Origin of the sequence: Nonomuraea sp. CA-141351 (genome assembly GCF_050944675.1) — a bacterium.
Taxonomy (GTDB): Bacteria; Actinomycetota; Actinomycetes; order Streptosporangiales; family Streptosporangiaceae; genus Nonomuraea.
This window is the reverse complement of record NZ_CP191982.1, coordinates 9,457,590-9,481,431: the sequence shown is the minus strand read 5'-3', so window position 1 is coordinate 9,481,431 and position 23,842 is coordinate 9,457,590. Positions and strand designations below refer to the sequence as shown.

Sequence of the window (23,842 nt, the reverse complement as noted above, 5' to 3'; positions counted from 1 at the left end):
CTCACTGAGCCCCGCGTCAAGAGTGAGCCCGCGGCCAATGGCTAGAATGAAATTCTAGGATCACCCTTGAGTAAAGGAGTGGCGTGTTGGACCTCGAACTCGACGGCCTCGAAGTCTCCTTCGACCACACGGCCGTGGCCGCTCCCCGGATCAGGGACCTGCTGCCGATCTACAGCAACCTGCTCGGCGGCCGGCACCTGGGCGGCGGTGGCGACAACCGGGTCGCCGGTTATCGCACGTTGCAGCTCACATATCCCAACGGCGGCAAGGTCGAGCTCATGGAGCCACTGGCCGGATCGACGTTCTTCGACAGCTTCTTCGAGCTCACCAGGGGCCGGGGCGGCGTCCACCACCTCAACTTCCACGTTGCCGACCTGTCGGCGGCCGTGACCATGCTGACCGCCCGCGGCTACCGCCTCCACGGCCTCAACCAGGAGGATCCCCGCTGGCGGGAGGTGTTCCTGCACCCGAAGGAGGCCCACGGCGTCCTGATCCAGCTCGCCCAGCCGGGGCCTCGCGGGCCCGACGAGACCCGCCCGACCCTGGAGGAGGTGCTGGCCGGCCTGGGGAGAAACGGCAACGGCATACCGAGCCCTTGAACCCCTTCCCGCCGCGCGCTGGGCTCGAGAGCACCTAGCTCATTGCCTCGTGCCAGGCCTCGGACGCGGCACTTGCCCGGGCGGGGCGATGCCGTCTGGGTGTGCGTGGCTGGGGCCTCCAGCGCCGTGCCGTGTGGATGGGCGTGGCTGGGCATCCTGTGCCGTGCGGTTCGTTGCTCGAGCCCTTCGGCGCGGTGAGGCTCTGCGCGTGAGGCGTTGGTATGCGGGCTGGGTGCCTCCCTATGCTTCGCTGCCGCCGAGCCCCGGCGCTAGCACGGGCATCCTCGGCGGTCGCTGCTTGATTGGTTGACCGTGTGGCGGGGATGGCAGGCGATGGAGCGCCTTTCCTGGAAAGGCGCAGGCAAGAGGAGGGGGTCGCGATGGCGAGGTTCATGGACGTGCACACCGGGTTCGTGGGCGTCACGGAGGAGCAGCTGCGTCAGGCGCATGAGCGTGACCTGGCGGTGGAGGACGCCGAGGGCGTGCATTTCGAGCACGCCTGGATGGACCCCGAGTCCGGCAAGGTGTTCTGCCTGTCGTCCGGCCCGTCCAAGGAGGCGGTGCTGCGCGTGCACGAGCAGGCCGGGCATCCCACGACGGAGATCTACGAACTGCCGGTCGAGGTGGGGTAGCCGGGCACGGATCGAATGGGCGGCCATCGGTCGCCCACCAAGCACGCGGGCATCGGGCACGCCGTGGTGTGGGCCGAGAGCCGGGGGCGTGGTGACGTTGAGCGTGCTCGATCACGGGCGGGGGTTCGACATGGCGGAGCGGCCGCCGGGCCTGGGGATCTCGCGGTCGATCATCGAACGGGCGGCCTCCGTCGGTGGGTAGGCCGGCGTCGAGGCGGCGCCGGGGGAGGGCACCCACGTGTCGGTACGGATTCCACTGGCAGGCTACGCTCGCCAGGTCACCAGGGCGTCCAGGGCCTCGACGCGGGAACCCCTGGCCAGGAGCGGGTTGATCTCCAGGGACTCCAGGTCGTCGCCCAGCGTCTCCGCGAAGGCGGCGATCCGCGCCACGACCTCGGCCACCGCGTCCAGGTCCACGGGCTCGCCGCCCCTGGCGCCGTTCAGCAGCGCCGCGCCGCGCAGTTCGGAGAGCGCCGTACGCACCTCCCCGGCGTCCACCGGGAGCACCCTCAGCGCCGCGTCACGCAGCACCTCCACCCAGACCCCGCCCAGCCCGACGGCCAGCGTGAGCCCCCAGGCGGGGTCGCGCACGATGCCCACGAGCAACTCGACCCCACCGCTGCGCTGCGGCTGGACCAGGACCCCTGCCACCAGATCAGGGTCCAGGGACGCCGCCGCGGCGGTCAGCTCCCGGTACGCGTCCCGCACCGCCTCGGGCCCCGCCACCCCGAGCCGGACGCCGCCGATGTCGCTCTTGTGCCCGAGTCCTTCGGCGGCGAGCTTGAGCACCACCGGATACCCGAACCGATCGGCCGCCGCCACCGCCTCGGACTCCGCCTGCGCCAGGTCGGAGGGCACCATCGGCAGCCCGGCCGAGGCGAGGAGGGCGGCGGCACGGTGCTCGGCCCACACGCGCTCACGTTGACCCGTGCCTCTCGCAATGGCGCTCCCGGAAGGCGACGGGGGAGCGGGACGGGTGGCCAGGGCGCGGGCGTGGGCCTCCGACCAGCGGACGGCCGCCCCGATGGCGTGCAGCCCGTGCTCTATCCCGCCCACCACGTACGGGAAGCCCGTTTCCTCCTGCACCTGCCGTCCGAACTCCGTCACGTCCGTCAGCACGTTGCTCACCACCACGACGGGCACAGGGGAGGTGGCGATCCGCCGGGCGTTGGCCGAGTAGAGGGCGAAGACGGGCGCGGGATCGGGCGGTGCGACACGAGGGAGCTCCGACAGCAGCATGATCAGGTCGATTCCCGGGTCGGCGGTCACCACCTCCAGCGCGCGGCCGAGCAGGGTGCGGTCGATGAGGACGTACCCGGTGACGTCGAGCGGGTTCTGTACGGTGCCGAAGGACGGCACGATCTCCGCCAGCCGCGCCACCGTCTCGGGCGCGAACGCCGGCAGTTCCAGCCCCTCGTCCTCGGCCCGGTCCGCGATGATTTCCGAGGCCCCGCCCGAAGGGGTGACGACCCCGACGCGCCGCCCGGGCAGCGGTCCGCAGGAGGCGAGCAGTCCGGACGTGATGATGAGGTCTTCCAGCGAACGCACCCTGATCACGCCGAGCCCGCGTAGCGCGGCGTCGATGACGTCGTCGTCGCCCACGAGCGCTCCCGTGTGCGCCTGCGCGGTGTGCGAGGCCAGCTTGCTGCGGCCGATCTTGAGTGCCACGATCGGCTTCCCCGCCATCAGCGCCCGGCGGGCCACCCGGGAGAACTCGGCCGGATTCCTGATGGTCTCGAGGAAGAGCGCGATGACCTTGGTGGCCGGGTCGTCCACCAGGTGGTCGACCACGTCGGTGACGGTGACCACGGTCTCGTTGCCCATCGAGGTGAGCAGGCTGATGCCGACGTTGCGCGCCTGCGCGAACGCCAGGACCGAGCTGGCCAGCGCGCCGCTCTGCAGCACCACGCCGACGGCCCCGCGCAGCAGTGGCGAGGGGATGGGCAGCCCGTACGGGGTCACGGAGGAGGCGGCGTTGATGTACCCGTTGCCGTTCGGCCCGAGGATTGTAAGCTCATTTTCCGCAGCAAAAGCCGAAATTTCGGACTCCAGCCGTGCCCCCTCCTCCCCGGCTTCCCCGAACCCGGCCGTGAGGATCACGTAACATCGGATCCCCAGCTTCGCCCCTTCACGCAGCACCCCCAGCACGGCGGCCGTCGGCACCATGACGTACGCCAGATCGACCGGCGTGGGAATCTCCGTCAGGCTCCGGAAGGCAGGCGAGCCGTGGACGACGCCGCCGCGCGGGTTGACCAGGTGGACGGGCCCGGAGAAGCCGTGCGTGCGCAGGTTGGCCAGCGTGCTGATCGACCATCCCGACTTGTCCGTGGCCCCGACCAGGGCGATCGAGCGCGGATTGAACAGTGCCCCGACCGACATGCGATCACTCCCCGATGAGGCCGAGCTTGGCGTGTCCCTTGATGAGATTGCGTGCGATCGTGCGCCGCTGGATCTCGTCGGTGCCCTCGAAGATCCGCAGTAGCCGCAGCTCGCGGTACCACCGCTCGATCGGCAACTCCTTGGTGTACCCCATGCCGCCGTGGATCTGCAGCACCCGGTCCACCACCTGGTTCGCCATCACGGCACCGTTGAGCTTGGCGATCGAGGAGGCGTGGCGGGCGTCCATGCCCTCCTGCACGCGCCAGGCGGCGTACAGCGTCAGCCACTTCGCCGCCTCGATCTCCACCTGGGAGTCGGCGATCATCCACTGGATGGCCTGGTACTCCGAGATCGTCTGCCCCATGGACTTGCGGATCTTGGCGTAGTCGACGGCCATCTGGAGCATGCGCTCGGCGGAGCCGATGGCCCGGGCGGGGATCATGTAGCGGCCCTGCCCGATCCACTGCATGGCCAGCTCGAAGCCCTTGCCCAGCTCGCCCAGGATGTTCTCTTCCGGCACCCGTACGTCCTCGAACACCAGCGACGCCGGGCCCCACTCGCCCATGGTCGGGATCGGTTCGGACCTCCAGCCCATGTCCCTGTCCACCAGGAAGCAGGTGACGCCGTGCTCCTCGGCCACGGCGAACACCATGACGAAGTCCGCCTCGCTCCCGTTCGTGATGAACGTCTTCTCGCCGTTGATGACCCACTCGCTGCCGTCGCGGGTGGCCTTGGTGCGGATGTTGCGGGCGTCGGACCCCGCGCCGGGCTCGGTGATCGCGAAGCAGGAACGGCGCTCGCCCTCGATGGTCGGGATCAGGTAGCGCCGCTTCTGCTCCTCCGTGCCCGCGTACAGGATGTTGTCGGCGCTGCCGCCGAACGAGAACGGTACGAAGGTCCTGCCCAGCTCCATGATGATGATCGCGGACATGACCGGGCCGAGGGCCGCGCCGCCGTACTCCTCGGGCGTGTTGATGCCCCAGAAGCCCGACTTCCTGGCCTTGGCCCGCAGGTCGCGCAGGGCCTCGGGGTCCAGCGCGGGACGGCCCTCGCGCTCGTTGCGCAGGACCTCGGGCTCCAGCGGCATGACCTCCTTCTCGACGAAGGACCGTACGGTGTCGCGGATCTGGCGTTCCTCGGAGCTGAGCGAGAAGTCCATCGACTCGCCTTTCTAGAATGAGTCTCTAGGAAGAGATTCCTAGCTCCAGTGCCGAACTGTCAAGAATCTGATTCTAGAATTTGCCGGGCTATAATCGGCGCGTGGCACGTAAGTCCTCGTGGGAGTGGAGCCGTACGGCCCAGACCCGCAGAAGCATGCTGCAGGCGGCTCGCGAGGTCTTCGGCGAGCACGGCTTCGCCGAGGCCAACGTCTCCGAGGTGGTCGCCCGCGCCGGGTCCAGCGTCGGGAGCCTCTACCACCACTTCGGCGGCAAGACCGAGCTGTTCCTGGCCCTGTACGAGGACCACCAGGCGGCGCACGAGGAGGCGTCGGCCTCCAGCGTGGCCAAGGCCAAGAAGGAGGGCGTGAGCGATCCCGTCGAGCTGCTGATCGCCGGGGCGCGCGCGTACCTCGCCGGGGCCTGGCAGCGGCGCGACCTGGTCAGGCTGTTCATCGAGGGGGACGGCCCGCCGGGGTTCGAGCTGATCCGCCGCACCCGTGGCCGGGAGTGGGTACGCCAGAACGCCGTGCTGCTGGGGGCCGGTGGGGACCCGCTTGACCGGTTCACTGTGGCGGTGCTGACGAGCATCATCGGGGAGGCGGCGCGTGAGGTCGCCACCTCCGATACGGAGGAGGACGCGCAGGAGGTCATCGAGGCGGCCATGACGCTGATCCGCCGCCTCGACCCCCTCAAGGTCCTGGAAGAGGACTGACCTCACCGACTGTCGCGCGCCCCCGGTCGAGCACGACTGTGCCGTCGTCCTTGGCCGTCCTGAACAGCACCTCCGCCCCGTCCACCCAGATCGACACGGTAAGCGACTCCCCAGGGAAGACCGGGCTGGTGAACCGCCCCGACATGGCCCGGAACCGGGCGGGATCCGACCCCGCCACCACGTGCAGCAGCGCCCGCCCCGTCACCCCGTACGTGCACAGCCCGTGCAGGATCGGCCGGTCGAACCCGGCCCTGGCCGCGAACTCGGGATCGCTGTGCAAGGGGTTGTAATCGCCTGACAGCCGGTAGATCAGCGCCTGCTCCGGCCGCGTAGGGTACGTCACCTTGTGGTCGGGCGCCCGATCGGGAAGCGTCCACGGGTCGCGGGGCCCGCGATCCCCGCCGAAACCGCCCTCGCCCCTGATGAACACCGCGCTCCGCGAGGTGATCAGCGGCTCACCGGTACGCAGGTCCACGGCGGTGGCCGACGAGGTGACCAGCGCCCCCGAGCCTTTGTCGTAGATCCCCGTCACCTTGGAGGTCGTCCGTACGCCCCCGGCCGGGGGCAGCTCCCGATGCAGCTCGAAGGACTGCTCCGCGTGGACCAGCATGGCCGGGTCGAAGTCGCCCAGCGGTCGCCTCGGAGCCTGCGCCGCCAGCACCGCGAACGTCGGCAGCACCCGCTGCCCCTTCTCCGTCGCGAACTCCAGCTCGGACGTCCCCGCCCCGACTCCGAGCGCGTACAGCATGGTGTCCTTGGCGGTCCATGTGCGCTCGTGGGCGGGACCCTCGACACCGATCAGGCCGTGGTCGAGCGCCATGTCAGTCCTCCCGCCCTGGGATGCGGCCGTTGGTCAGCGCGTTCGGCGCGGCCTTCTCGACGAGCGCGGGGATGACCGAGCCCAGCTCGGCCGGATCCCACCGCGAGCCCTTGTCGACGCCGGGACCCGCGTGCCAGCCCTCGGCCACGCTGATCACGCCCGCGCGCACGTTGAACACCCGCCCGGTGATCCCCCGGGCCTCCGCACTGGCCAGCCAGACCACGAGTGGTGCGATGTCGTCGGGGTCGGCGCCGGTCGCGCCGGCAGGCATCAAGCCGGAGGTCATCCGGGTGAGCGCGGCGGGGGCGACCGCGTTCACGGTCACGCCGTACCGCTCCAGCTCCTTCGCCGCGATCACGGTCAGCCCCGCGATGCCGGCCTTGGCGGCGCCGTAGTTCCCCTGCCCGGGGTTGCCGTAGATGCCGGAGGACGACGTCGTGTTGATGATCCGGGCATCCACCGGCTCGCCCGCCTTGGCCCTGGCCCGCCAGTAGGCCGCGGCATGGCGCAGCGGCGCGAACGTGCCGCGCAGGTGCACCCTGATCACGGCGTCCCACTCGTCCGCGGTCATGTTGACCAGCATCCGGTCGCGCAGGATGCCGGCGTTGTTGACCAGCACGTCCAGGCCGCCGAAGTGGTCGACGGCCGAGCGCACCAGCCGCTCCGCGCCGTCGAAGTCGGAGACGTCCTCGCCGTTGACGACGGCCTGGCCGCCCATGGCCTCGATCTCCGCCACCACCTCGGCCGCCGCCGCGGACGTGCCGGTGCCGTCGACCTCCGCCCCCAGGTCGTTGACCACCACCTTCGCGCCCTGTCTGGCGAACTCGAGCGCGTGCCCACGCCCGATTCCCCTGCCCGCCCCCGTGACGATCACCACGCGACCTTCGACGATCCCGCTCATCTGACACCTCGATCCTTGGGTAACGAACTCAATTCTAGTATTAAAATCTAGAAATGATAGGGTAATCGTGACGCATCCCCACATGTCCGGGGCGGGTACGGTGGCGGACGTGGTTGAACGTTTCCAGCCCCAGCGACACGTCTACCCCCGGACGGTGCGATTCGCCGACATCGACTCCCAGGGCCACGTGAACAACGTGCGTTTCCTTGACTACCTCGAGGACGCGCGCTTCGGGATGTTCCACATCGATCCGTACAACGCGGGCGAGGAGCCGTTCAAGGGCCTGGTGGTGACCCGCCACGAAATCGATTACCGCCGCCCGCTCGGCTTCCGCGCCGACCCGGTGCGGGTCGAGACGTGGGTGACCGAGGTCAGGGCGGTGCGGTTCTCGCTCCAGTACGAGATCCGCGACGACCACGAGGTGTTCGTCACCGCGAGGTCGGTCCTCGCGGCCTACGACGTCGAGCGGGCCGGCCCGCGCAGGCTCACCGAGAGCGAACTGTCCTACCTCAAACGCTTCTCGTGAGGCGCTGGCTGATGCTGGCGCTGGGTGTCAACGCACATGCCAGCGTCACCTTAGGACTCTTCGGCCTGCCCCTCGTCATGCCTGAAATACAGCGACATTTCGGTGTTCCGTTGCCGGTGGCGGGCATCATCGCCAACGCCCCGGCCATCGGCATCCTGGTGGCGCTCGTCGCCTGGGGAGCGCTGGCCGACCGGCACGGCGAACGGCTGGTCCTGGGTACGGGGGTGGGGCTGGCGGCCGTGCTGTTCGCCGGGGTCGCGATCGTCGGCCAGACGTGGGCGGTGATCGCGCTGCTGGCCCTGGCCGGCGCGGCGGGCTCGGCCGCGATGGTCGGCGGCGGCCGGATCGTGCTGCGCTGGTTCGAGCCGCCGGAGCGCGGCGTCGCCATGGGCCTGCGCCAGGTCTCCTTCACGTTGGGCATGGCCATCGGTGCGTTCGTACTGCCGCCGGTCGCGCGGGCGCACGGCCTGCCCGGCGTGCTCACCGTCTGCGCCGCCGTCAGCCTGGTGGCCGCCGTGCTGGCCGCGCTCTTCCTGTCCGAGCCGCCGCACGAGCTCGCCGGGTCCGGGTCGGCGCCGGTGGGCACGCCGTACCGGCAGCCCGCATTATGGCGGGTGCACGCCACCAGCGCCCTGCACGTGGTGCCGCAGATCGTGGTCAGCACGTACGGCGTGACCTGCCTGGTCCGCCTGTACGGCTGGGACAGCGTGGGGGCCGGGCAGCTGTTCGGGGTGGCGGCCATCGGCGGGGCCGCGGTACGCATCGCGGTCGGGCGCTGGTCGGACAGGACCGGCCTGCGCATGCGGCCCCTGCTGCTGATCACCGTCGCCAATCTGGGCGTGCTCGTACTGCTGGTCGCCGGCACGCTCGCCGGTACCTGGCTCGGCCCTGCCATGCTCGCGCTGGCCGCGGTGATGACCGTGGCCGGCAACGGGCTCGCCTACCTCGCTGCCGGCGAGCTGGCCGGGCCCGCCTGGGCGGGCAGGGTGCTCGGCACCCACAACACCATTCAGAACACCGTCTCTCTGGTCGCCACACCGCTGGCCGGCGTGGTGATCGAGCACGCGGGGTTCGGGGCGGGCTTCGCGGCGGGTCTGGCGTGCGCGCTGCTGTCGTTGCCCGTCATCCCCTTCCGTGGCGAGCGCCCGCGAGGGTTATGAGTCGCTCCGCAGCCACACCGCGGTGTCGGGTGGCAGCAGGCCCCGCTTGAGCGGTCCGCTCGACAGCAGCACGGCATCGTGCTCAGGCAGGTGCACCGGCCCCAGACCGCAGTTGACGGCGCAGGTCAGCGAGCCACGGGTAAAGAAAAGCGCACCTTCGGGAGAATCCAGCCACTCCAAGGTATAAGGAATTGATCTGCCCAGGTCACGGCGGCAGGCCAGGGCCTGGCGGTAGAACTCCAGCGTCGAGCCGGCGTCCCCCTCCTGCTTCTCGACGCTCAGCTCCGCGAACGTGGCGGGCTGCGGCAGCCACGGCTCGACCCCGCCGGGCGAGAACCCGTACGAGGGGGTGTCCACCGTCCATGGGATCGGCACCCGGCACCCGTCGCGCCCGGGCAGCTCGCCCTTGGACTGGAAGAAGACCGGGTCCTGCCTGGCCTCGTCGGGCAGGTCGATCACCTCGGGCAGCCCCAGCTCCTCGCCCTGGTAGAGGTAGGCGGAGCCGGGCAGCGCCAGCATCGTCAGCAGCGCCGCCTTGGCCCGCGCGAGGCCGGCCCCCGGATCGTCCGCCTCGTAGCGGGTGCGGTGGCGTACGACGTCGTGGTTGGACAGCACCCACGTCGCGAACGGCACGGCGGCCAGTGTGTCGTCGATGACCTTCTTGAACGCCGTCGGCGACCACGGCGCCTGCAGCCAGGCGAAGTTGAAGCTCTGGTGCAGCTCATCGGGGCGCACGTAGAGGGCGAGGTCCTCGGAGCTGTCCGTCCACACCTCGCCCACGGCCATCCGCTCGCCCGGATAGCCGTTCAGGAGCCTGCGCCAGTCGCGGTAGACGTCGTGCACCTCGGGCTGCCCCCACACCGGCGAGACCGACTTGAACGACTGGTCGCCCACGTCGGGCAGCCCCTCGGCCTTGTAGAGCCCCATCGCCACGTCGATGCGGAATCCGTCGACGCCCCGGTCCAGCCAGAACCGCAGGATGTCCAGGAACTCGGCGTGCACCTCGGGATTGCGCCAGTTGAAGTCGGGCTGCCCGGGAGCGAAGAGATGCAGGTAGTACTGCCCGTCCGCCACCTTCGTCCAGGCCGGTCCGCCGAACGTGGACTGCCAGTTGTTGGTGGTGTCGCGGAAGATGTACCGGTCGCGCCGCTCGCCCCGCAGGGCCGCCTGGAACCAGGGATGCTGGGAGGAGCTGTGGTTGGGCACGACGTCGACGAGCACCCGCAGCCCGTGGTCGTGGGCGTCCGCGACCAGGGACTCGAAGTCGGCCAGTGAGCCGAACAGCGGATCGACGTCGCGATAGTCCGCCACGTCGTAACCGCCGTCGGCCATGGGGGAGGGGTAGAACGGCGTCAGCCAGATGGCGTCGATCCCCAGCCGCTGGAGGTACGGCAGGCGCTCGCGCACCCCGGCCAGGTCGCCGACGCCGTCTCCCGAGGCGTCGGCGAAGCTTCGAACGTAGATCTCGTAGACGACGGCATCACGCCACCAGGGGATATCCATGTGGCGTGTCATGCCCGTTATGTAGGTGAGTTCACCAGACTGTGGGCCGCGTAGACCAGATAGTCCCAGAGCCTGGTCTCCTGCTCCTCCGGCAGATCGAGCGAGTCGACCGCGTCACGCATGTGCCGCAGCCACGCGTCCCGCTCGGGCTCGCCGATCACGAACGGCATGTGCCGCATGCGCAGCCTCGGGTGGCCGCGCTCCTGGCTGTAGGTGTTGGGCCCGCCCCAGTACTGGATCAGGAAGCCCCGCAGCCGCTCCTCGGCGCCCGTCAGATCGGGCTCCGGGTAGAGCGGCCGCAGCAGCGGGTCTTCCGCGACCCCCTCGTAGAAGCGGTGCACGAGGCGCCGGAAGGTGTCCTCGCCCCCAACGGCGTCATAGAAGGAGGTCTCGCTCACGTACATACCCTATGCGGTGGCGACCAAGGCGATGCCGGCGGAGTCGATCGCCGCCTTTACCCTGATCCTGAGCTCTCTCGACACCTCCGCCTGCGCCGAGGGGAGCGTCTTGGCGGAGATGCGGAAGACCAGCGAGCTGTCGGACAGCTGCTCCACGCCGAACACCTGCGGCTGCTCCACGATCTTGCTCTCGCGGAACTCGGAGTCGGCCCAGACCTCCTCCGCCACGTGCTCGAGCAGCACCCGCACTTTCGTGACGTCGGTGTCGTAGGGCACCGGTACGTCGACGTAGGCGCGCGACCATCCCTGCGACTCGTTGCCGACCCTGGTGATGGTGCCGTTGCGGACGTACCAGACGCGGCCGTCGACGTCGCGCAGCCTGGTGACCCGCAGGGTGACCGCCTCGACCGTGCCGACCGCGGCGCCCGCGTCGATGACGTCGCCCACGCCGTACTGGTCTTCGAGCAGCATGAACATGCCCGCGATGAAGTCCTTGACCAGCTCCTGCGCGCCGAAGCCGATGGCCACGCCGAGAATGCCGACGCTGGTCAGCAGGGGCGCGATCGGTATCGTCAGCCGGTCGAGCACGGTCAGCACCGCGGTGCCGAGGATGACGATCGAGGCGACGTGCTTGAGCACCGAGCCCATCGTCTCGGCCCGCTGCTTGCGCCGCTCGTGCAGCAGCGCGTCGATGCCGTCGGGGGCCGCGTTCTTACGGAACCTGTTGGTGATCGACCCGCCCGTGGCCGCGCGGTTGACCACTCTCGTGATGACCCGGTGCACGAGATTGCGGAGCACGAACGCGAGCACGATGATCACGACGATGGTGATCGCGCTGGCCACCAGAGGCGCCCAGGCCGCGTTGTCAAACAGCCCGACGAACGTAGAGCAGATCGGGTCGTTCTGGCACGTCGCGCCCATTGCCTGGGTCATCTTGTCCACGTCCGACAGGACCGTCGGGAAAGCGAGTGGTGGCAACTGTGTCACCAGCGGTAGCACTGGGTGGATCCCCCTCCGGAAGCGGTTCGGTCGGCTGCTTGGACCGTTTCGCTCCAAAAATACAGCCGGCCGGACCGCCCGCCGTCACATCACGCCGGGGAAGACGGGGTTGCCCGCTCTCTGGGCCGCGGAGGGAGAGAGCGAACGCTCCGATGACGGACGGCTCGAGACGGGACACGCACCCGGAAGCATGTCCCGTGCCGGTTCCGGGAGGGATCCCCCGAACACCCGCCCGGCGGACCGGACGGGTGGCTCTTGTGCGGGCGCGGCACGCTGGGCCGCGCCTGGGCCGGAACCGGCGAGGCGACCAGGGCTCCGGCATACGGGAACCCTCCGCACCGGCCGCCCCGCCGGCTCCGTTGACGCCGTCGTGGGTGCGGTGAGCCGTGGTGGCTGCGCTCCACCCGGGTCACCGCGTCGTCACTCCCCCACGGCGGCCAGCACGCGTGCGACCTTCGTGGCCGCCCCAGCCGGGTCGTCGGCCTTGTGCATCCGCTCGCCCCAGGACCAGCAGTACCACCAGTCCTGCATGTCGGATGCGCTCGTGGACCGACAGGTGACGTTCTCCGACAGGCTCGTCGCGTTCGGGTTGATGACCCGGGCGAACGTGCGTCCTCCCTGTGTCTGGACCACTCGCGCGAGCAGTCCGTGAGCGCCGAGCTCTGACACGAGACGCTTCAGATGCTCGAAGTTGTCGTCCCCCACCGTTAGTCCCCTCCCTCTTTGGGAATCTGGCTGGTGCGCCAAACATGGCTCATGTCAACGGCGCGCGCAACGGTGGTCCCCGCTCACAGGGAGTTGCTTCTACCTCATGGGTTGTAAGAAACAGTCCCTCGGAGGACGATCCTTAACCGTAGGCTTGGGCACGGGCGTTTCCATCCTGTCGACATTGGTTCACACTCATGGGTAGGCGCACAGCGACATGGACGCTACGCTGAGTCACCAGTTGTGGACCGGTCGAGACACGCGCGAGAGGGGCCGGGATGGCCGGCAGACAGCACAGGGAAACGGAGATAGCCCGGAGGATCAGAGCCAAGGGCCTGGCCGCCGGGCGGACTTCTGCCCAGATAGCTGACGAGATCCATGAGCAGTGCACGTCACAGTTCGGCACCAGCCGCATCAAGGCACACCGCCTTTCCCACGGCATCGCGTTGGCAGACGTCGTCGAGCAGATCAGAGCCCTGTTCGAGCGTGACGACAAGTCGATGCCCGGCATCGGCGAGACGTTGCTGTCCGCCTACGAAAGCGGTCTCAAGCGCCCAGGGCCCGAATACATGCACTACCTGTGCACCGTCTACCGGGTCGAGCCGCATGAGCTCGGCTACGACGGGCCGTGCATCTGCGGCCGCGGGCACCGCCTGCAGGTGGTGTCCGCTGTCGATGTCAAGGAGCGGCCGTTATTGCCGACGGAGCGTGAGCTGCTGCTCAAGCCGATGGTCACAGAGCCGGAGGCCGAGGAGGACGAGAACATCCTCCGCCGCACGCTGCTCAACCTGCTCAACGCCGAGTCCCGCTTGGTCACCACGCTCGACGGGCCCATCCTCGGCGCCTGTGAGGGCATCAGGCGCCGGATGGACGAGACGCTCGTGTCGGCCACCGTGTCGGCCGCGATGCTCGACCAGTGGGAGGAGGCCACGCTCAGCTTCGGCCGTCAATACACGACGACGGCTCCGCTGCGCCTGCTGTGCGACGTGCTGCTCGAGATGAGCGCCGTACGTACGGCGATGTCCCGCCGCCAGCCCATCGACCTGCAGGACCGCCTACTGAGGATGGCGGCCCAGCTGTCAGGGCTGAGTGGCATGATCATGATCAATCTCGGTGACCACCGGCTGGCCCGCTCCTTCTTCAGGACCGGGCGCACCGCGGCCGACGAGACGGGCGACCGCGCGCTACGCGCGTGGATCACCGCCCGCGAGTCGCTCGTCCCCCTCTACTTCGGGGACGCCCGCGAGGCGCTCAACCTGGCGAAGAAGAGCCGCGACCTCGCCGGCAACACGCCCTGCCCCGCGCAGGCCATGGCGCCGGTCGTCGAGGCCAGGGCGCTGGCCATGCTCTCCGGCCAGGAGAGCAAGAAAGAGGTCGTCGACCAGGCCAAACGCGCGCTGGCCCGAGCCCGGAACGCCTTCTCCCACATGCGGACGGAAGACCAGGAAGACATGGCCTTCGGCTACACGGAGAAGCAGCTCTACTTCTACCAGGGCGACGTGCTCACCAAGCTCGGCCAGACGCTGGAGGCCGAGGTGGTGCTCGACCAGGCGCTGGAGAAGTACGAGGACCACATCCTCGACCAGACGCTGATCCGGCTCGACCAGGCCCAGTGCCGCATGATCGACGGCGAGCTCGACTCCGCACTCGACATCGGCACCCGGGCGTTGCGGATGGTCAGTGACGAATATCTGACCGACTTCATCATGCGTCCCGCCCTGGCGCTCGAACAGGCGATCATGGCGCGTGACGCCAACCATTCCAAACTCGAGGAGTTCAGGGCCGAGTTGCGTCGGCCCAGGGCCCAGCTGAAGGCGGGCGGTGCATGACGTTGGAGATCCGGCGCTATCGCTGGTCCGATCTCGACACCATTCTCGCGCTCCACCGGATATGCCTCGCCGAGGTGGGGCTGATGCCGGGCGACGGCGTCTACTACGACGACGACTTCCCACGCATCCAGGAGATCTACGTCGCCTGTGGCGGCGACTTCCTGGTCGGCGAGGTCGACGCTCGGGTGGTCGCCATGGGCGGCCTGAAACCCGTCGACACGTGCACGGCCGAGATCTGCCGGCTGCGAGTCCATCCGGAGCACCAGCGGCGCGGCTTCGGCGAGGCCATGCTGCACGCGCTTGAACAGCGCGCGGCGGAGCTCGGCTTCGAGCGCCTCAGAGGTGACACCACGCTCAACCAGGGGGCCGCGCTGGCGCTGTACGAGCGCCGGGGATGGCGCGAGCTCTCCAGACAGCGGGTCGGTGATCTGACCGTCATCTACGGTGAGAAACGGCTGATCCCTCCCGCGGTCATCGAACTCTAGAATCCCTCCTCGCACGGGCCCCAACCTCACCCCTCCGGGGCCTTGCACCGGTCTTCCCCGGTGACCATTCCCGGCTCTCACGGCGTGTTCTCCCGCCGGAGCTTCTTCCGTCACCTGCCGCATCGGGCGGTGACCGCCGTTTCTGAAACGGCCCCGGATATGGATGTACGAACCCGCGGGTGAGGCTCTTAACACCGAGTTGTAGAGGAACCTCACCGGCTGCGCCCTGTACATCTGCGGCTGCGAATAGTAGTGAGATGCTTCTGCCATGGCAGTCGTGCCCGCTCCCCGCCCCCTTACGGGAGCTGTGCTTCTGTTGTTCGTCAGCGCCGCTTGGGGGTCGGCATTTCCGCTGATGAAAGATCTCATCCACCGGTTAGCGGTCGAGGATCTGCTCGCCGAGCGCTACCTGCTCGCCGCGGTCACGCTCCTCCTCATCCGGCCGGGCTGCCTTCGGGGGCTGCCACGTAAGACGTGGATCAACGGGATCGTTCTCGGGGTCATGTTCGGGGTCGGCCAGGCCGGTCAGGCCATCGCGCTGCACAGCCTGCCGTCCTCCCTGTCCGGCTTCGCCGTCGGCTGCAGCGTGGTGATCACGCCCATCCTGGCGCTCGTCGTGTTCAAGGCGAAGGTGCATTGGCGGATCTGGGCCGGGGTCGTGCTCGCGCTGGCCGGCATGACCGTGTTCACGCTGCTGCGCGGGGTGGAGGATGGCGAGGTCTCCGTGCTCGCGCTCGGGGTCACGCTCACCGCCGCCGCCCTCTACTCCGGCCACACGCTGCTGCTCGCGCAGCTGTCCAAGCGCGGGTCGGGCTTCCACGCGTACGCGCTGACCGTGATCCAGCTCTTCACCATCGGACTGCTCACCGGGGTCGTCGCCGTGCGTGACGGGTTCGCCGTGCCGTCGAGCGGCCCCGACTGGCTGGTACTCGGGCATCTGGCCGTGGTGTCGTGCGCGCTGGGGTTCCTGGCCCGCTCGTACGGGCAGGCGCACGTGCCGGCGGTGCCGAGTGCGATCCTGATGTCGTCGCAGCCCCTCTGGGTGGCGGCGATCTCGGTGATCTGGTTCCACGAGCAGGTGGGCTGGAGCATGATCGTCGGGGGCGGCTTGATGGCCGGCGCGATGCTGCTGGCCCTCCCCTCGAGGACCGCCTCCCTGGGGCAGAAGCGCTCCCAAGGCAAGCGGGACCTCCTCGCCGTGACGGCGCGGGCGACCAAGGCGCTGGCCGACCTGAGGATCAAGCGTGAAGATCAACTGCGGTTCTCCCGCGGTCCCGCCCCGTACATCGACAAAAGTGCCTGCATGAACACCGGGTCGTGCCCCTGGCACACCCGCTCGCTCAAGGGCGGGGCGGAGCCCAGTCTCGAGCGGCTGATCGAGCGGGCCACGGTCATCGTGCGGGCTCGGGGCCTGCCGGGGGTGGGGTGCTGCCAGTCGGTCACGTTGCTCGGGCGGTGCCTATGTGACTTGATGGAAGAAGCCGAGCAGGCCCGGACGAAGGCATTGCCCCGCTGGTTTCGTTCCCAATAGGTTAGAAGTGACAATCAAAAGGCCAGCGCTTTTTATCCTTTGACCTCCCACTTATTCACCATAAAGCTTGATATTCGGCGGGGTGCCCTAATAATGGTGAATTAACCCCAATGGAGAGGTACGTCATGAAGCGCATCGTCGTCCGCAAGCCAGGCACCGCGCGGCTCGCAGGGACCTCCAGCGTCATTCACAAGGGGTGACTGAGGCGAGGTCCCATCTCAGAGTGCAGGGCGAACCACCCGCCCAAGTGAGGGCCGCGCGGCTGATGACGCCGTTGATCGACGGACATCGCCGGCCGCGTGGCCCTTACACTGTCGCCGCCGCCCTGCTGCGTCACCTGGTGCCGCAGGCTCTGGAACGGGACGGTGACCTGGTTGCGGCCCACGACATCGAGATCCGGGCAGCGGCGCCCGAGCTGGCCGATCTCGTGCCGGCCAGGCGGGTCACGATCGACGCCGGCCTGTCCGACGACGAGCGCATCCTCGTGCCCGCGCCCCGCCGTACGCTGCGGCTGGCCAACGGGCTCGCGGAGTTCTTCCGTGACGCCGTACGCCCCGGGGAGGCGATCGCGGTGTGCAACGGCACCGAGGCGGACCCGACGGACACCGAGCTGCTCGACGTCATGATGCGGCGCATCCCGCCCGAAACGCTCGCGATCACGTTGTACTCGGGCGGCCCCGAGCCCCCGCCCGACACCCGTGGCGCGGACGAGCTGTGGGCCCTGGTGGACCGGTGCATGCGCGACGGCTTCCTGCACGCCGCCGCGGAGCTGGGGGAGCGCGGCATGTCGCGGACCGAGCCGGGGGGCGAGCGCTGGTGGCGTTTCGCCCAGCGCACCGCGACCGCGCTCGGCGGCCTCGGCCGCACCGACGACGCCAGGGCGGTGTGGGACCGGGTGCGCTCGGCCAGCCAGGATCCGGCCATGCACGCCGCCAGCGCCTACGGCACCGCCATGCTCGACGCCCGCGACCCCGACCCCGCGCGTCGCGACCTGAGCAGGGCAAGGCGCTGGATCAACGAGGCCATCGCCATCTCCAGCCTGCTGCCAGAGCCCTTGGACCGGGCGTTCAAGCTGGGCTTCGACCGCAACGGCCTGGCGCTGATCGAGCTGCGGCACGGCCGGTTGGGCGCCGCCCTGTCGCTGGTCGAGTCGGCCCTCGAGCTGGCGGGCGAGCTGGGGGAGCGGCATCCGCTGCACAAGATGGTGCTGCTGGCCAACCGGGCGCAGCTCCTGGCCGCTCTCGGGCACGTCAAGGAGGCGCTGGAGGATTACACGGCCGCGATCGCGCTGGATCCCGCCTTCCCCGACTACTACCTGGAGCGGGGGAACCTGCTGTTCAAGCTCGGCCGGCACGAGGAGGCCCTGGCCGACTTCGAGCGGGCCATACGGGCCGGGCCGCCGCTGCCCGAGGCCTACTACAACCGGGCGGAGCTGCGTACCGTGCGGGGCGACATCGAGGAGGCGCTGGCCGACCTGGCCCGGGTGATCGAGCTCGATCCCACCTACCTGGACGCGTACATCAACCGGGCCGGGCTGCTGGCCGCCGCGGACCGGGACGAGGAGGCCCGGGCCGACGTCGCCGCCGGGCTCGTCCTGGCGCCGGGCAACCCGCACCTGCTCACGGTGCTGGGACAGCTGGAGACGGCGGCGGGGCGGCTCGGGGAGGCGCGGGAGGCGCTGGAGCTGGCCGTCGAGCGCGCGCCCGGGCTCGCGGCCGCCTGGGGAAACCGGGGGGTGCTGCGGTACGCGGCCGGAGACCTGGAGGGAGCGGTGGACGACCTTTCCCAGGCCATCGAGCTGCAGCCCGAGCCCGACCTCTACACCAACCGCGCCGTCGCCCTGCGCGCCCTGGGGCGCGACGCCGAGGCCGAGGCGGACGAGCGCCGGGCCAGCCGCCTCTCTTGAGCTGGAGGGTTCCCCCAATGTCACCATGGGGCTATGCGGGGGCGAATGGGGCGGGCGGCTGCGGTGTACGCGGCATTAGGGGTGTTGTGGTGGGCCACCGTGCGCCTGGCCTGGGCAGGCATCGGCTGCGAGGACTGGGGATGCCTGGCCCCGGCCGTCGGGGTCGTGGTGGTGATCTCGCTGGCGCTGGTCATCGGGTCCGCGTACGTGCTGGAACGGGTCGACGTGCGGCCGGGGCGCCGGGTGGCGCTGGTGGCGACCGGTGTGCTGGTGGTGTTCAGGCTCGTCGGAGAGGCGCTGCCGTCGTGGACCTCGTCGTTCGCGCACGCGGTCACGGCCGGCGCGGTCTTCGCGGGGGCGGGGGCCGTGGCGGCTTTCAGTACCGGGCCGGGTGTGGCGCGGCGGTGGAAGGTGGTGACCGCGCTGGGCATGATCGCGCTGATCCCCGCGGCGCTCATTGTGTCCTGGGCGCGGTTCGGCGTTTGACATCCGGGGTTGTCCTGCCCGTCCACCTCGAGCACGAGCGCACCGAAGTGCGCAGGGGAGGAGAGCGCGGCCGTCCGCCTTCAGATCTGAACCGTCAGCAGGCTTTTGCCGGTGACCGCGCGGGCCTCGATGGCGGCGTGCGCCTCGGCGGCGGACGCCAGGGGATAGGTAGCGCCGATGGCCGGGCGCAGGCGTCCGGCGGCTGCCTGCGCCAGGGCCTCCCTGGCGAGCTCGCGCAGGTCCACCTGGGGCCAGGCGACCGCCGTCACGCGCGGGTCCGGCGTGGTCATCGGACCGCCCGCCATCCCGTACACGCTCAACCGGCCCCCGTCCTTGAGCAGCCCCTGCGCCGCCGCGCCGATCTCGCCGCCCACCCCGTCGAAGACCACGTCCAGGCCGCCGGTCGCCTCACGTACCTGGCGCGTCCAGGCAGGGTCGGTGTAGTCGACCGTCAGCTCCGCGCCCAGGCCGGCCGCCAGCTCACGCTTGGCGGCGCTGCTCGCCGCGCCGACGACGCGGGCGCCCGCGGCGACGGCGAGCTGCACCAGCAGGCTCCCCACGCCACCGCCCGCCGCCTCCACCAGCACCCACTCACCGGGCTTCGGAGCGGCGGCCCGCGCGAGGCCCACGGCGGTGCGCCCGTCGGCGAGCAGCGCCACCGCGACCTCGGACGACAGCCCGTCGGGGATCGGGATCAGGTCCGCGGCGTCGGCCACCGCCAGCTCCGCGTAGCCGCCAGATCCGCCCAGCGTGCTGACCACCCGCGCGCCGAGCAGCGCCTCGTCCACGCCCTCGCCCGTCTTGACGACCGTGCCCGCTACGCCGTTGCCCAGGATCGCAGGCAGCTCGGCCCGCCGTGGCCCCCGGTCCGCGCGTACCTGCGTCTCGACGAACGTGATGCCCGCCACCGACACCGCAACGAGCACCTGTCCAGGGCCGGCAGTCGGGTCCGGCACCTCCTCCACGACCAGCGCCTCCGGCCCGCCGTACCGCCTCAGGACCACCGCACGCATGACCAGCCTTCCCTTCTATCGGAGCGTTTCGCTCCGAAATTCTAATAGCCTGTACGGCATGAGCACACGCGGGAGGCAGGCCGAGGCCGCGCGGAACGATCTGCGGCTGTTGCGGGCGGCGCACGAGGTGTTCACGACGCAGGGGTTCGACGCGCCCGTGTCGGCCATCGCCAAGGCGGCGGGTGTGGGCATGGGAAGCCTCTATCGCCGCTACCGCACCAAGGAGGAGCTGCTCCAGCGCCTGTGCATGATCGCCATGGAGCGTGGGGTGGAGGCGGCCGAGGCCGGGCTGGCCGAGCCGGATCCATGGGAGGGTCTGTGCCTGTACGTACGCACGTGCGTCGGTTTCCGGGCGGGCGCCCTCGCGCCGGTGGCGGGCACCATCGAAGTCACGGACGAGATGTGGCGCACGGCCAGGAAGTCCACGGAGCTGTCCGGCCGGCTGGTCACCAGGGCCCGTGAGGCCGGCGTGCTCAGGAGCGACGTGACCACCCTCGACATCTCGCTGCTGATGGAGCAGTTCAGCCGCCCGTCTCCTGGGGGCGAGCATCCGCATGTCAAGGAGCGCCTGCTGACCATCGCGCTCGACGGCCTGCGGGCGCCAGGGGCGACCGAGCTGCCCGGCGAACCGCCGACTACAGAGTGGTACGAAGGCCGTTGGGGGAGTGCTCCTTAGGTCTACGGTTAGAAACGTGGGCTTCAACGAGCTGCTCAAGGACCTCGATCACAGCGCCAGCGTCCAGGCCGCGGGCATCAGGCGCGGCTATGGTGGGCCGCCCGCCCGCACGGTGAGCGTCACCTCGGGGCTGGCGCGGCTGCGCTGCGCGTCCTTGCTCAAGCCCTTGTACGCGTGGGTGAGCGCGGCCCGCATCCCCGACGCCGACCGCTGGCGGCGGCACGCCGAGCCCGCGGTGGTCGTGTCCTCCAACGCCGACACGCTCAACCTGTGGCTCGCCGTAGGCCCGCGCGTCATCCTCGACGACCTCCGTCAGCGCACTGGCATCGCATGGTCACCGCCCAACGGCGACCCCTCCCGGTTCGGCTCGGTCGAGGTGGCCGCCGACGAGGTCGCGACCGCGTACGCGGTGCTCGCCCAGTCCGCCGTCGCGGGCGACCCGGTCGCGGAGACCATCCTGGGGTGGATGCGGAAGGTCAGCGCGTCGCAGGCGTTCGGTGTCCGGGAGGTCATCCGATCGCCCGGGGCGGGGGTCAAGAGCGGCTGGTACGGCGCGCCGGACGAGACGTGCCTGCGCACGCATACCGTGGCAGTCCTGCCCCGCGGCGGCACCCGGGTCACGGTGGCCGTCGGGATGACCGCCCTGCCGTACACCGACGTGCGCGAGCGCGAGGTCTACCAGGAGAGGGTGGGCAAGGGGGTGCCCGTGGAGGCCGAGCACGAGAAGGTGGCGGGCACGCTGCTGCGCGAGCTCCTGGTGACCACGCTGGAGGAGCTCGGTCACTTCCGCGACGGGCCGGGCCATCCGCACAGGGCGTCGAGCTGAGTCAGTCCCACAGCGGGAGCGAGTTGGGGATGCTCGCCGATTTTTCCTACTTCATTAAGGGGTTATTGTGATTTTTGTTGTTTTAGGGGGATGTGGCGCTTGGCCTGCGGCCGGGCAGGCGTGCAGCGGATACGTGGTGGAGGCGGAGGGCTTCCGCGCCCTCATCGATCCGGGCTATGCCACCCTGCCGCGGCTCCTCGAGCGCATGCGGGCGGACGAGGTGGACGCGGTGCTGGTCACCCACGGCCACCCCGACCACTGTGCCGATCTGAACCCGCTGCTGCGCGCCCGAGCTCTCGCGGACGTCCCGGCTCAGGCGTTGCCGGTGTACGCCCCGCCGGGCGCGCTCGATGCCGTGCTGGCGCTGGACAAGCGGCGCATGCTGGCGGGCAGCTTCGTGGCGCACGACTTGAACCCCGGCGTGCCGTACGAGATCGGCCCTTTCCGGCTGGACGCGTTCGACCTGCCGCACCACGTGCCGAACGCCGGTCTGCGGCTGAGCGCGGGCGGTCGCGTGATCGCCTACACCGGTGACACAGGGCCGTCCGCCGAACTGGCGGAACTGGCGGCGGATGCGGACTTGCTGGTGGCCGAGGCGACATATCCGGAACGGGTCCCGGAAGAGGATGCTCGTTATCTGTCCAGCGCGCTGGACGCGGGCCGTACCGCGGCGTCGGCGGGCGTGGCCCGCCTCCTGCTCACCCACCTGTGGCCTGACACGCCGCCCGAGCCCGCGCTCGCGGCGGCGGCGAAGTCCTACGGCGGCGACCTGTCCGTCGCCTCGGCGGGCACCACAGTGCGCCTGGCCTGACGCGTGAGTTTCTCGATCACCTCGGCCAGCTCGGGCGGCTCGACTCCGTCGGGCAACTCCTCGGCCCACGCGTAACCGAGATAGACCTCGCGCTCCTCCTCGGTGAGCTCTCCCGGCTCCACCGCCGGCCGGGCCTCGTCGAACGTGGCCAGGAAGAACGGCTCGGTCTTCACGTATCGGATCCCGAGCCACGCGAAGTCGCGTGCCACTTCGACGAACCGCTCCCGCACGGCCGATCCCGGCAGTCCGGTCTCCTCGGCCAGCTCCCGCTTGGCCGCCTCAAGCGCCGTCTCGCCAGGGTCGATGCCGCCGCCGGGCGGCTCCCAGACCTCCATGCGGCTGACGGGGTCGTACCAGTGCATCAGCAGCACCCTGCCATCGCGGTCCAGGCAGACGACACGAGCGGCGGGACGGTCACTGCTGCCCGTCCGGGCCTCTTCTCCCTCTGTCGTGCTCACCGGACAGACGTTACACAGCGGTGCGGTCGTCGGGTTGCTCCTCGTCCAGGACGAGCGCGAGCAGCCCGGGGAAACGGTCGTCGAACTCGTCGCGGCGGAGGCGGTTGAGCCGCCGGGCGCCTTCGTCGCGCTGCTCGAGCAGCCCCACGTTGCGTAACACCGAGAAGTGGTGGCTGAGCGTGGACTTGGCCACGGGCAGATGGGAGAACGTGCCACAGGCGCGCGCCCAGTCGGGGACGCCCGCCAGCTCCCGCACGATACGGCGGCGGATCGGATCGCCCAGCGCGTCGAGGGCGGCCTGCAGCGAGACCTCGAGCGGGGACGTGTGCGTCAGGCCGCGTGTCCTGTTCGACTGTGGTCGAACACCGGTGTAGTGTTCCATCTCGATCGAACATCTTACGCGAGGGGAGCGGCCGTGGAAATCGGGCGCGTCGGAGTGTGGCATCCCATGATCAGCAAGGCTCCCGCCGAGGAGGCGCGGCGCGCGGCGGCCCGGATCGAGGAGCTGGGCTACGGCTCGCTCTGGATCAACGAGGGCGGCGGCAGCAAGGGGCCGCTCACCATGTCCGCCATCCTTCTGGCGGCCACCGAGCGCATCGCGGTCGGCACGGGCATCGCCAACATCTGGGCCCGCGACGCCATGGCCATGCAGGCCGGCGCGGTCGCGCTGGCCGACGCCTTTCCCGGCCGCTTCCTGCTCGGCATCGGAGTCAGCCACGGCCCCCTGGTCAAGAGCCGCGGCCACGACTACACCAAGCCTCTGACCGCCATGCGCTCCTACTTGGAGGGCATGGACCAGGCTGTCCAGGCCCTCCCCAAACCCTCGTCCCCGGCCCCCACGATCCTGGCCGCCCTGAGGCCCAAGATGCTGGAGCTCTCCAGAGACAAGGCCGACGGCGCCCACACGTACTTCGTCCCGCCGGAGCACACCTCCCAGGCCCGCCAGATCCTGGGCCCGGACCGCCTCCTGATCCCCGAGCAGGCGGTCGTCCTGGAGTCCGACCCCACCCGCGCCCGCGAGATCGCCCGCGCCCACCTGGCGTACTACCTGAAGCTGCCCAATTACATCAACAACCTGCGCACGCTGGGCTTCACGGACGACGACTTCGCCGACGGGGGCAGCAACCGGCTCGCGGACGCCATCGTGGCCTGGGGCGACGCGGGCGCCATCGTCAAGCGCATCCAAGCCCACCTCGACGCGGGCGCCAACCATGTGGCCATCCAGCCCCTCTCCCCGGAGGCTCCCGACCTCGCCCACGCCCTGACCCAGCTGACCGACCTGGCGGGTCCCCTCGGCCTTTAACGCCCTTACGCGGCAGGCGCCGTC

25 protein-coding genes are annotated in these 23,842 nt (G+C 70.1%); 14 read left to right on the top strand and 11 right to left on the bottom strand.

What is annotated here, in order from left to right; translation table 11 throughout:
- Positions 1 to 83 precede the first annotated feature (83 nt).
- A complete protein-coding gene (locus ACQPWU_RS44515) occupies positions 84 to 599 on the top strand; it encodes a VOC family protein (protein ID WP_433431686.1) in 516 nt (171 codons plus the stop codon).
- A 380-nt stretch (positions 600 to 979) separates the two neighbouring features.
- Entirely contained in the window at positions 980 to 1,231 is a 252-nt protein-coding gene (locus tag ACQPWU_RS44510) for an SCO4226 family nickel-binding protein (protein WP_433431684.1), read from the top strand.
- A gap of 264 nt (positions 1,232 to 1,495) precedes the next feature.
- On the opposite strand, the gene ACQPWU_RS44505 is transcribed toward ACQPWU_RS44510, so the two are convergent.
- Positions 1,496 to 3,610, bottom strand: coding sequence for an acetate--CoA ligase family protein (locus ACQPWU_RS44505; protein ID WP_433431683.1), 2,115 nt, complete (start codon positions 3,608 to 3,610; stop codon positions 1,496 to 1,498).
- A 4-nt stretch (positions 3,611 to 3,614) separates the two neighbouring features.
- The gene (locus tag ACQPWU_RS44500; RefSeq protein ID WP_433431682.1) at positions 3,615 to 4,769 is read right to left on the bottom strand and encodes an acyl-CoA dehydrogenase family protein; all 1,155 of its coding nucleotides are present in this window, start codon (positions 4,767 to 4,769) and stop codon (positions 3,615 to 3,617) included.
- A gap of 101 nt (positions 4,770 to 4,870) precedes the next feature.
- Here ACQPWU_RS44500 and ACQPWU_RS44495 point away from each other — a divergent pair, with 101 nt between their 5' ends.
- Positions 4,871 to 5,482 (top strand): TetR/AcrR family transcriptional regulator, encoded by a 612-nt coding sequence (locus ACQPWU_RS44495; RefSeq protein WP_433431680.1) that lies wholly within the window; start codon positions 4,871 to 4,873, stop codon positions 5,480 to 5,482.
- Here the strand turns inward: ACQPWU_RS44495 and ACQPWU_RS44490 are convergent.
- Positions 5,460 to 6,302 (bottom strand): MaoC/PaaZ C-terminal domain-containing protein, encoded by an 843-nt coding sequence (locus ACQPWU_RS44490; RefSeq protein WP_433431678.1) that lies wholly within the window; start codon positions 6,300 to 6,302, stop codon positions 5,460 to 5,462. The genes ACQPWU_RS44495 and ACQPWU_RS44490 overlap by 23 nt on opposite strands.
- A 1-nt stretch (position 6,303) precedes the next feature.
- Positions 6,304 to 7,203 (bottom strand): SDR family oxidoreductase, encoded by a 900-nt coding sequence (locus tag ACQPWU_RS44485; protein ID WP_433431677.1) that lies wholly within the window; start codon positions 7,201 to 7,203, stop codon positions 6,304 to 6,306.
- Between the two features lie 109 nt (positions 7,204 to 7,312).
- Between ACQPWU_RS44485 and ACQPWU_RS44480 the strand changes: the two genes are divergently transcribed.
- Together ACQPWU_RS44480 and ACQPWU_RS44475 are read left to right on the top strand one after the other, a co-directional pair.
- Positions 7,313 to 7,729: an acyl-CoA thioesterase gene (locus tag ACQPWU_RS44480; RefSeq protein WP_433431675.1), complete on the top strand. Its 417-nt coding sequence runs from the start codon at positions 7,313 to 7,315 to the stop codon at positions 7,727 to 7,729.
- Complete coding sequence (locus ACQPWU_RS44475) at positions 7,726 to 8,889, top strand: MFS transporter (RefSeq protein ID WP_433431673.1); 1,164 nt, start codon at positions 7,726 to 7,728, stop codon at positions 8,887 to 8,889. The genes ACQPWU_RS44480 and ACQPWU_RS44475 overlap by 4 nt, the downstream gene beginning before the upstream one ends.
- On the opposite strand, the gene ACQPWU_RS44470 is transcribed toward ACQPWU_RS44475, so the two are convergent.
- The 4 genes from ACQPWU_RS44470 to ACQPWU_RS44455 form a co-directional block, all read right to left on the bottom strand.
- Positions 8,884 to 10,392, bottom strand: a complete 1,509-nt coding sequence (locus ACQPWU_RS44470) for a glycoside hydrolase family 13 protein (protein WP_433431672.1) — start codon at positions 10,390 to 10,392, stop codon at positions 8,884 to 8,886. The two genes, ACQPWU_RS44475 and ACQPWU_RS44470, sit on opposite strands and share 6 nt — an antisense overlap.
- A 17-nt stretch (positions 10,393 to 10,409) precedes the next feature.
- Positions 10,410 to 10,790, bottom strand: a complete 381-nt coding sequence (locus ACQPWU_RS44465) for a globin (protein WP_360704525.1) — start codon at positions 10,788 to 10,790, stop codon at positions 10,410 to 10,412.
- Between the two features lie 9 nt (positions 10,791 to 10,799).
- The gene (locus tag ACQPWU_RS44460; RefSeq protein WP_433431670.1) at positions 10,800 to 11,777 is read right to left on the bottom strand and encodes a mechanosensitive ion channel family protein; all 978 of its coding nucleotides are present in this window, start codon (positions 11,775 to 11,777) and stop codon (positions 10,800 to 10,802) included.
- 432 nt (positions 11,778 to 12,209) lie between these two features.
- On the bottom strand, positions 12,210 to 12,494 hold the full coding sequence (locus ACQPWU_RS44455) for a hypothetical protein (protein ID WP_433431668.1): 285 nt from the start codon (positions 12,492 to 12,494) through the stop codon (positions 12,210 to 12,212).
- Positions 12,495 to 12,772: 278 nt separating this feature from the next.
- Between ACQPWU_RS44455 and ACQPWU_RS44450 the strand changes: the two genes are divergently transcribed.
- From ACQPWU_RS44450 to ACQPWU_RS44430, 5 genes are all read left to right on the top strand, one after another.
- Positions 12,773 to 14,323, top strand: coding sequence for an XRE family transcriptional regulator (locus ACQPWU_RS44450; RefSeq protein ID WP_433431666.1), 1,551 nt, complete (start codon positions 12,773 to 12,775; stop codon positions 14,321 to 14,323).
- Entirely contained in the window at positions 14,320 to 14,808 is a 489-nt protein-coding gene (locus ACQPWU_RS44445; RefSeq protein ID WP_433431664.1) for a GNAT family N-acetyltransferase, read from the top strand. Before ACQPWU_RS44450 ends, ACQPWU_RS44445 begins: the two co-directional genes overlap by 4 nt.
- A 268-nt stretch (positions 14,809 to 15,076) precedes the next feature.
- The gene (locus tag ACQPWU_RS44440; protein ID WP_433431662.1) at positions 15,077 to 16,339 is read left to right on the top strand and encodes a DMT family transporter; all 1,263 of its coding nucleotides are present in this window, start codon (positions 15,077 to 15,079) and stop codon (positions 16,337 to 16,339) included.
- A 265-nt stretch (positions 16,340 to 16,604) separates the two neighbouring features.
- Complete coding sequence (locus tag ACQPWU_RS44435) at positions 16,605 to 18,245, top strand: tetratricopeptide repeat protein (RefSeq protein WP_433431660.1); 1,641 nt, start codon at positions 16,605 to 16,607, stop codon at positions 18,243 to 18,245.
- 33 nt (positions 18,246 to 18,278) lie between these two features.
- Complete coding sequence (locus ACQPWU_RS44430; protein ID WP_433431658.1) at positions 18,279 to 18,731, top strand: hypothetical protein; 453 nt, start codon at positions 18,279 to 18,281, stop codon at positions 18,729 to 18,731.
- Positions 18,732 to 18,811: 80 nt separating this feature from the next.
- Here the strand turns inward: ACQPWU_RS44430 and ACQPWU_RS44425 are convergent, their stop codons facing one another.
- Complete coding sequence (locus ACQPWU_RS44425) at positions 18,812 to 19,744, bottom strand: zinc-binding dehydrogenase (protein ID WP_433431656.1); 933 nt, start codon at positions 19,742 to 19,744, stop codon at positions 18,812 to 18,814.
- 58 nt (positions 19,745 to 19,802) lie between these two features.
- On the opposite strand from ACQPWU_RS44425, the gene ACQPWU_RS44420 reads away from it, so the two are divergent.
- The 3 genes from ACQPWU_RS44420 to ACQPWU_RS44410 all read left to right on the top strand — a co-directional run bounded on the left by ACQPWU_RS44420 (position 19,803) and on the right by ACQPWU_RS44410 (position 22,057).
- Positions 19,803 to 20,420: a TetR/AcrR family transcriptional regulator gene (locus ACQPWU_RS44420; RefSeq protein ID WP_433431654.1), complete on the top strand. Its 618-nt coding sequence runs from the start codon at positions 19,803 to 19,805 to the stop codon at positions 20,418 to 20,420.
- A 16-nt stretch (positions 20,421 to 20,436) separates the two neighbouring features.
- Positions 20,437 to 21,246: a hypothetical protein gene (locus ACQPWU_RS44415; RefSeq protein WP_433431653.1), complete on the top strand. Its 810-nt coding sequence runs from the start codon at positions 20,437 to 20,439 to the stop codon at positions 21,244 to 21,246.
- 67 nt (positions 21,247 to 21,313) lie between these two features.
- Complete coding sequence (locus ACQPWU_RS44410) at positions 21,314 to 22,057, top strand: MBL fold metallo-hydrolase (RefSeq protein ID WP_433431652.1); 744 nt, start codon at positions 21,314 to 21,316, stop codon at positions 22,055 to 22,057.
- Here ACQPWU_RS44410 and ACQPWU_RS44405 read toward each other — a convergent pair.
- A complete protein-coding gene (locus ACQPWU_RS44405) occupies positions 22,003 to 22,515 on the bottom strand; it encodes an NUDIX hydrolase (RefSeq protein ID WP_433431651.1) in 513 nt (170 codons plus the stop codon). The genes ACQPWU_RS44410 and ACQPWU_RS44405 overlap by 55 nt on opposite strands.
- A gap of 10 nt (positions 22,516 to 22,525) precedes the next feature.
- Entirely contained in the window at positions 22,526 to 22,897 is a 372-nt protein-coding gene (locus ACQPWU_RS44400; RefSeq protein WP_433431650.1) for an ArsR/SmtB family transcription factor, read from the bottom strand.
- Between the two features lie 33 nt (positions 22,898 to 22,930).
- Here ACQPWU_RS44400 and ACQPWU_RS44395 point away from each other — a divergent pair, with 33 nt between their 5' ends.
- Complete coding sequence (locus tag ACQPWU_RS44395; protein ID WP_433431649.1) at positions 22,931 to 23,818, top strand: LLM class F420-dependent oxidoreductase; 888 nt, start codon at positions 22,931 to 22,933, stop codon at positions 23,816 to 23,818.
- Positions 23,819 to 23,842 lie beyond the last annotated feature (24 nt).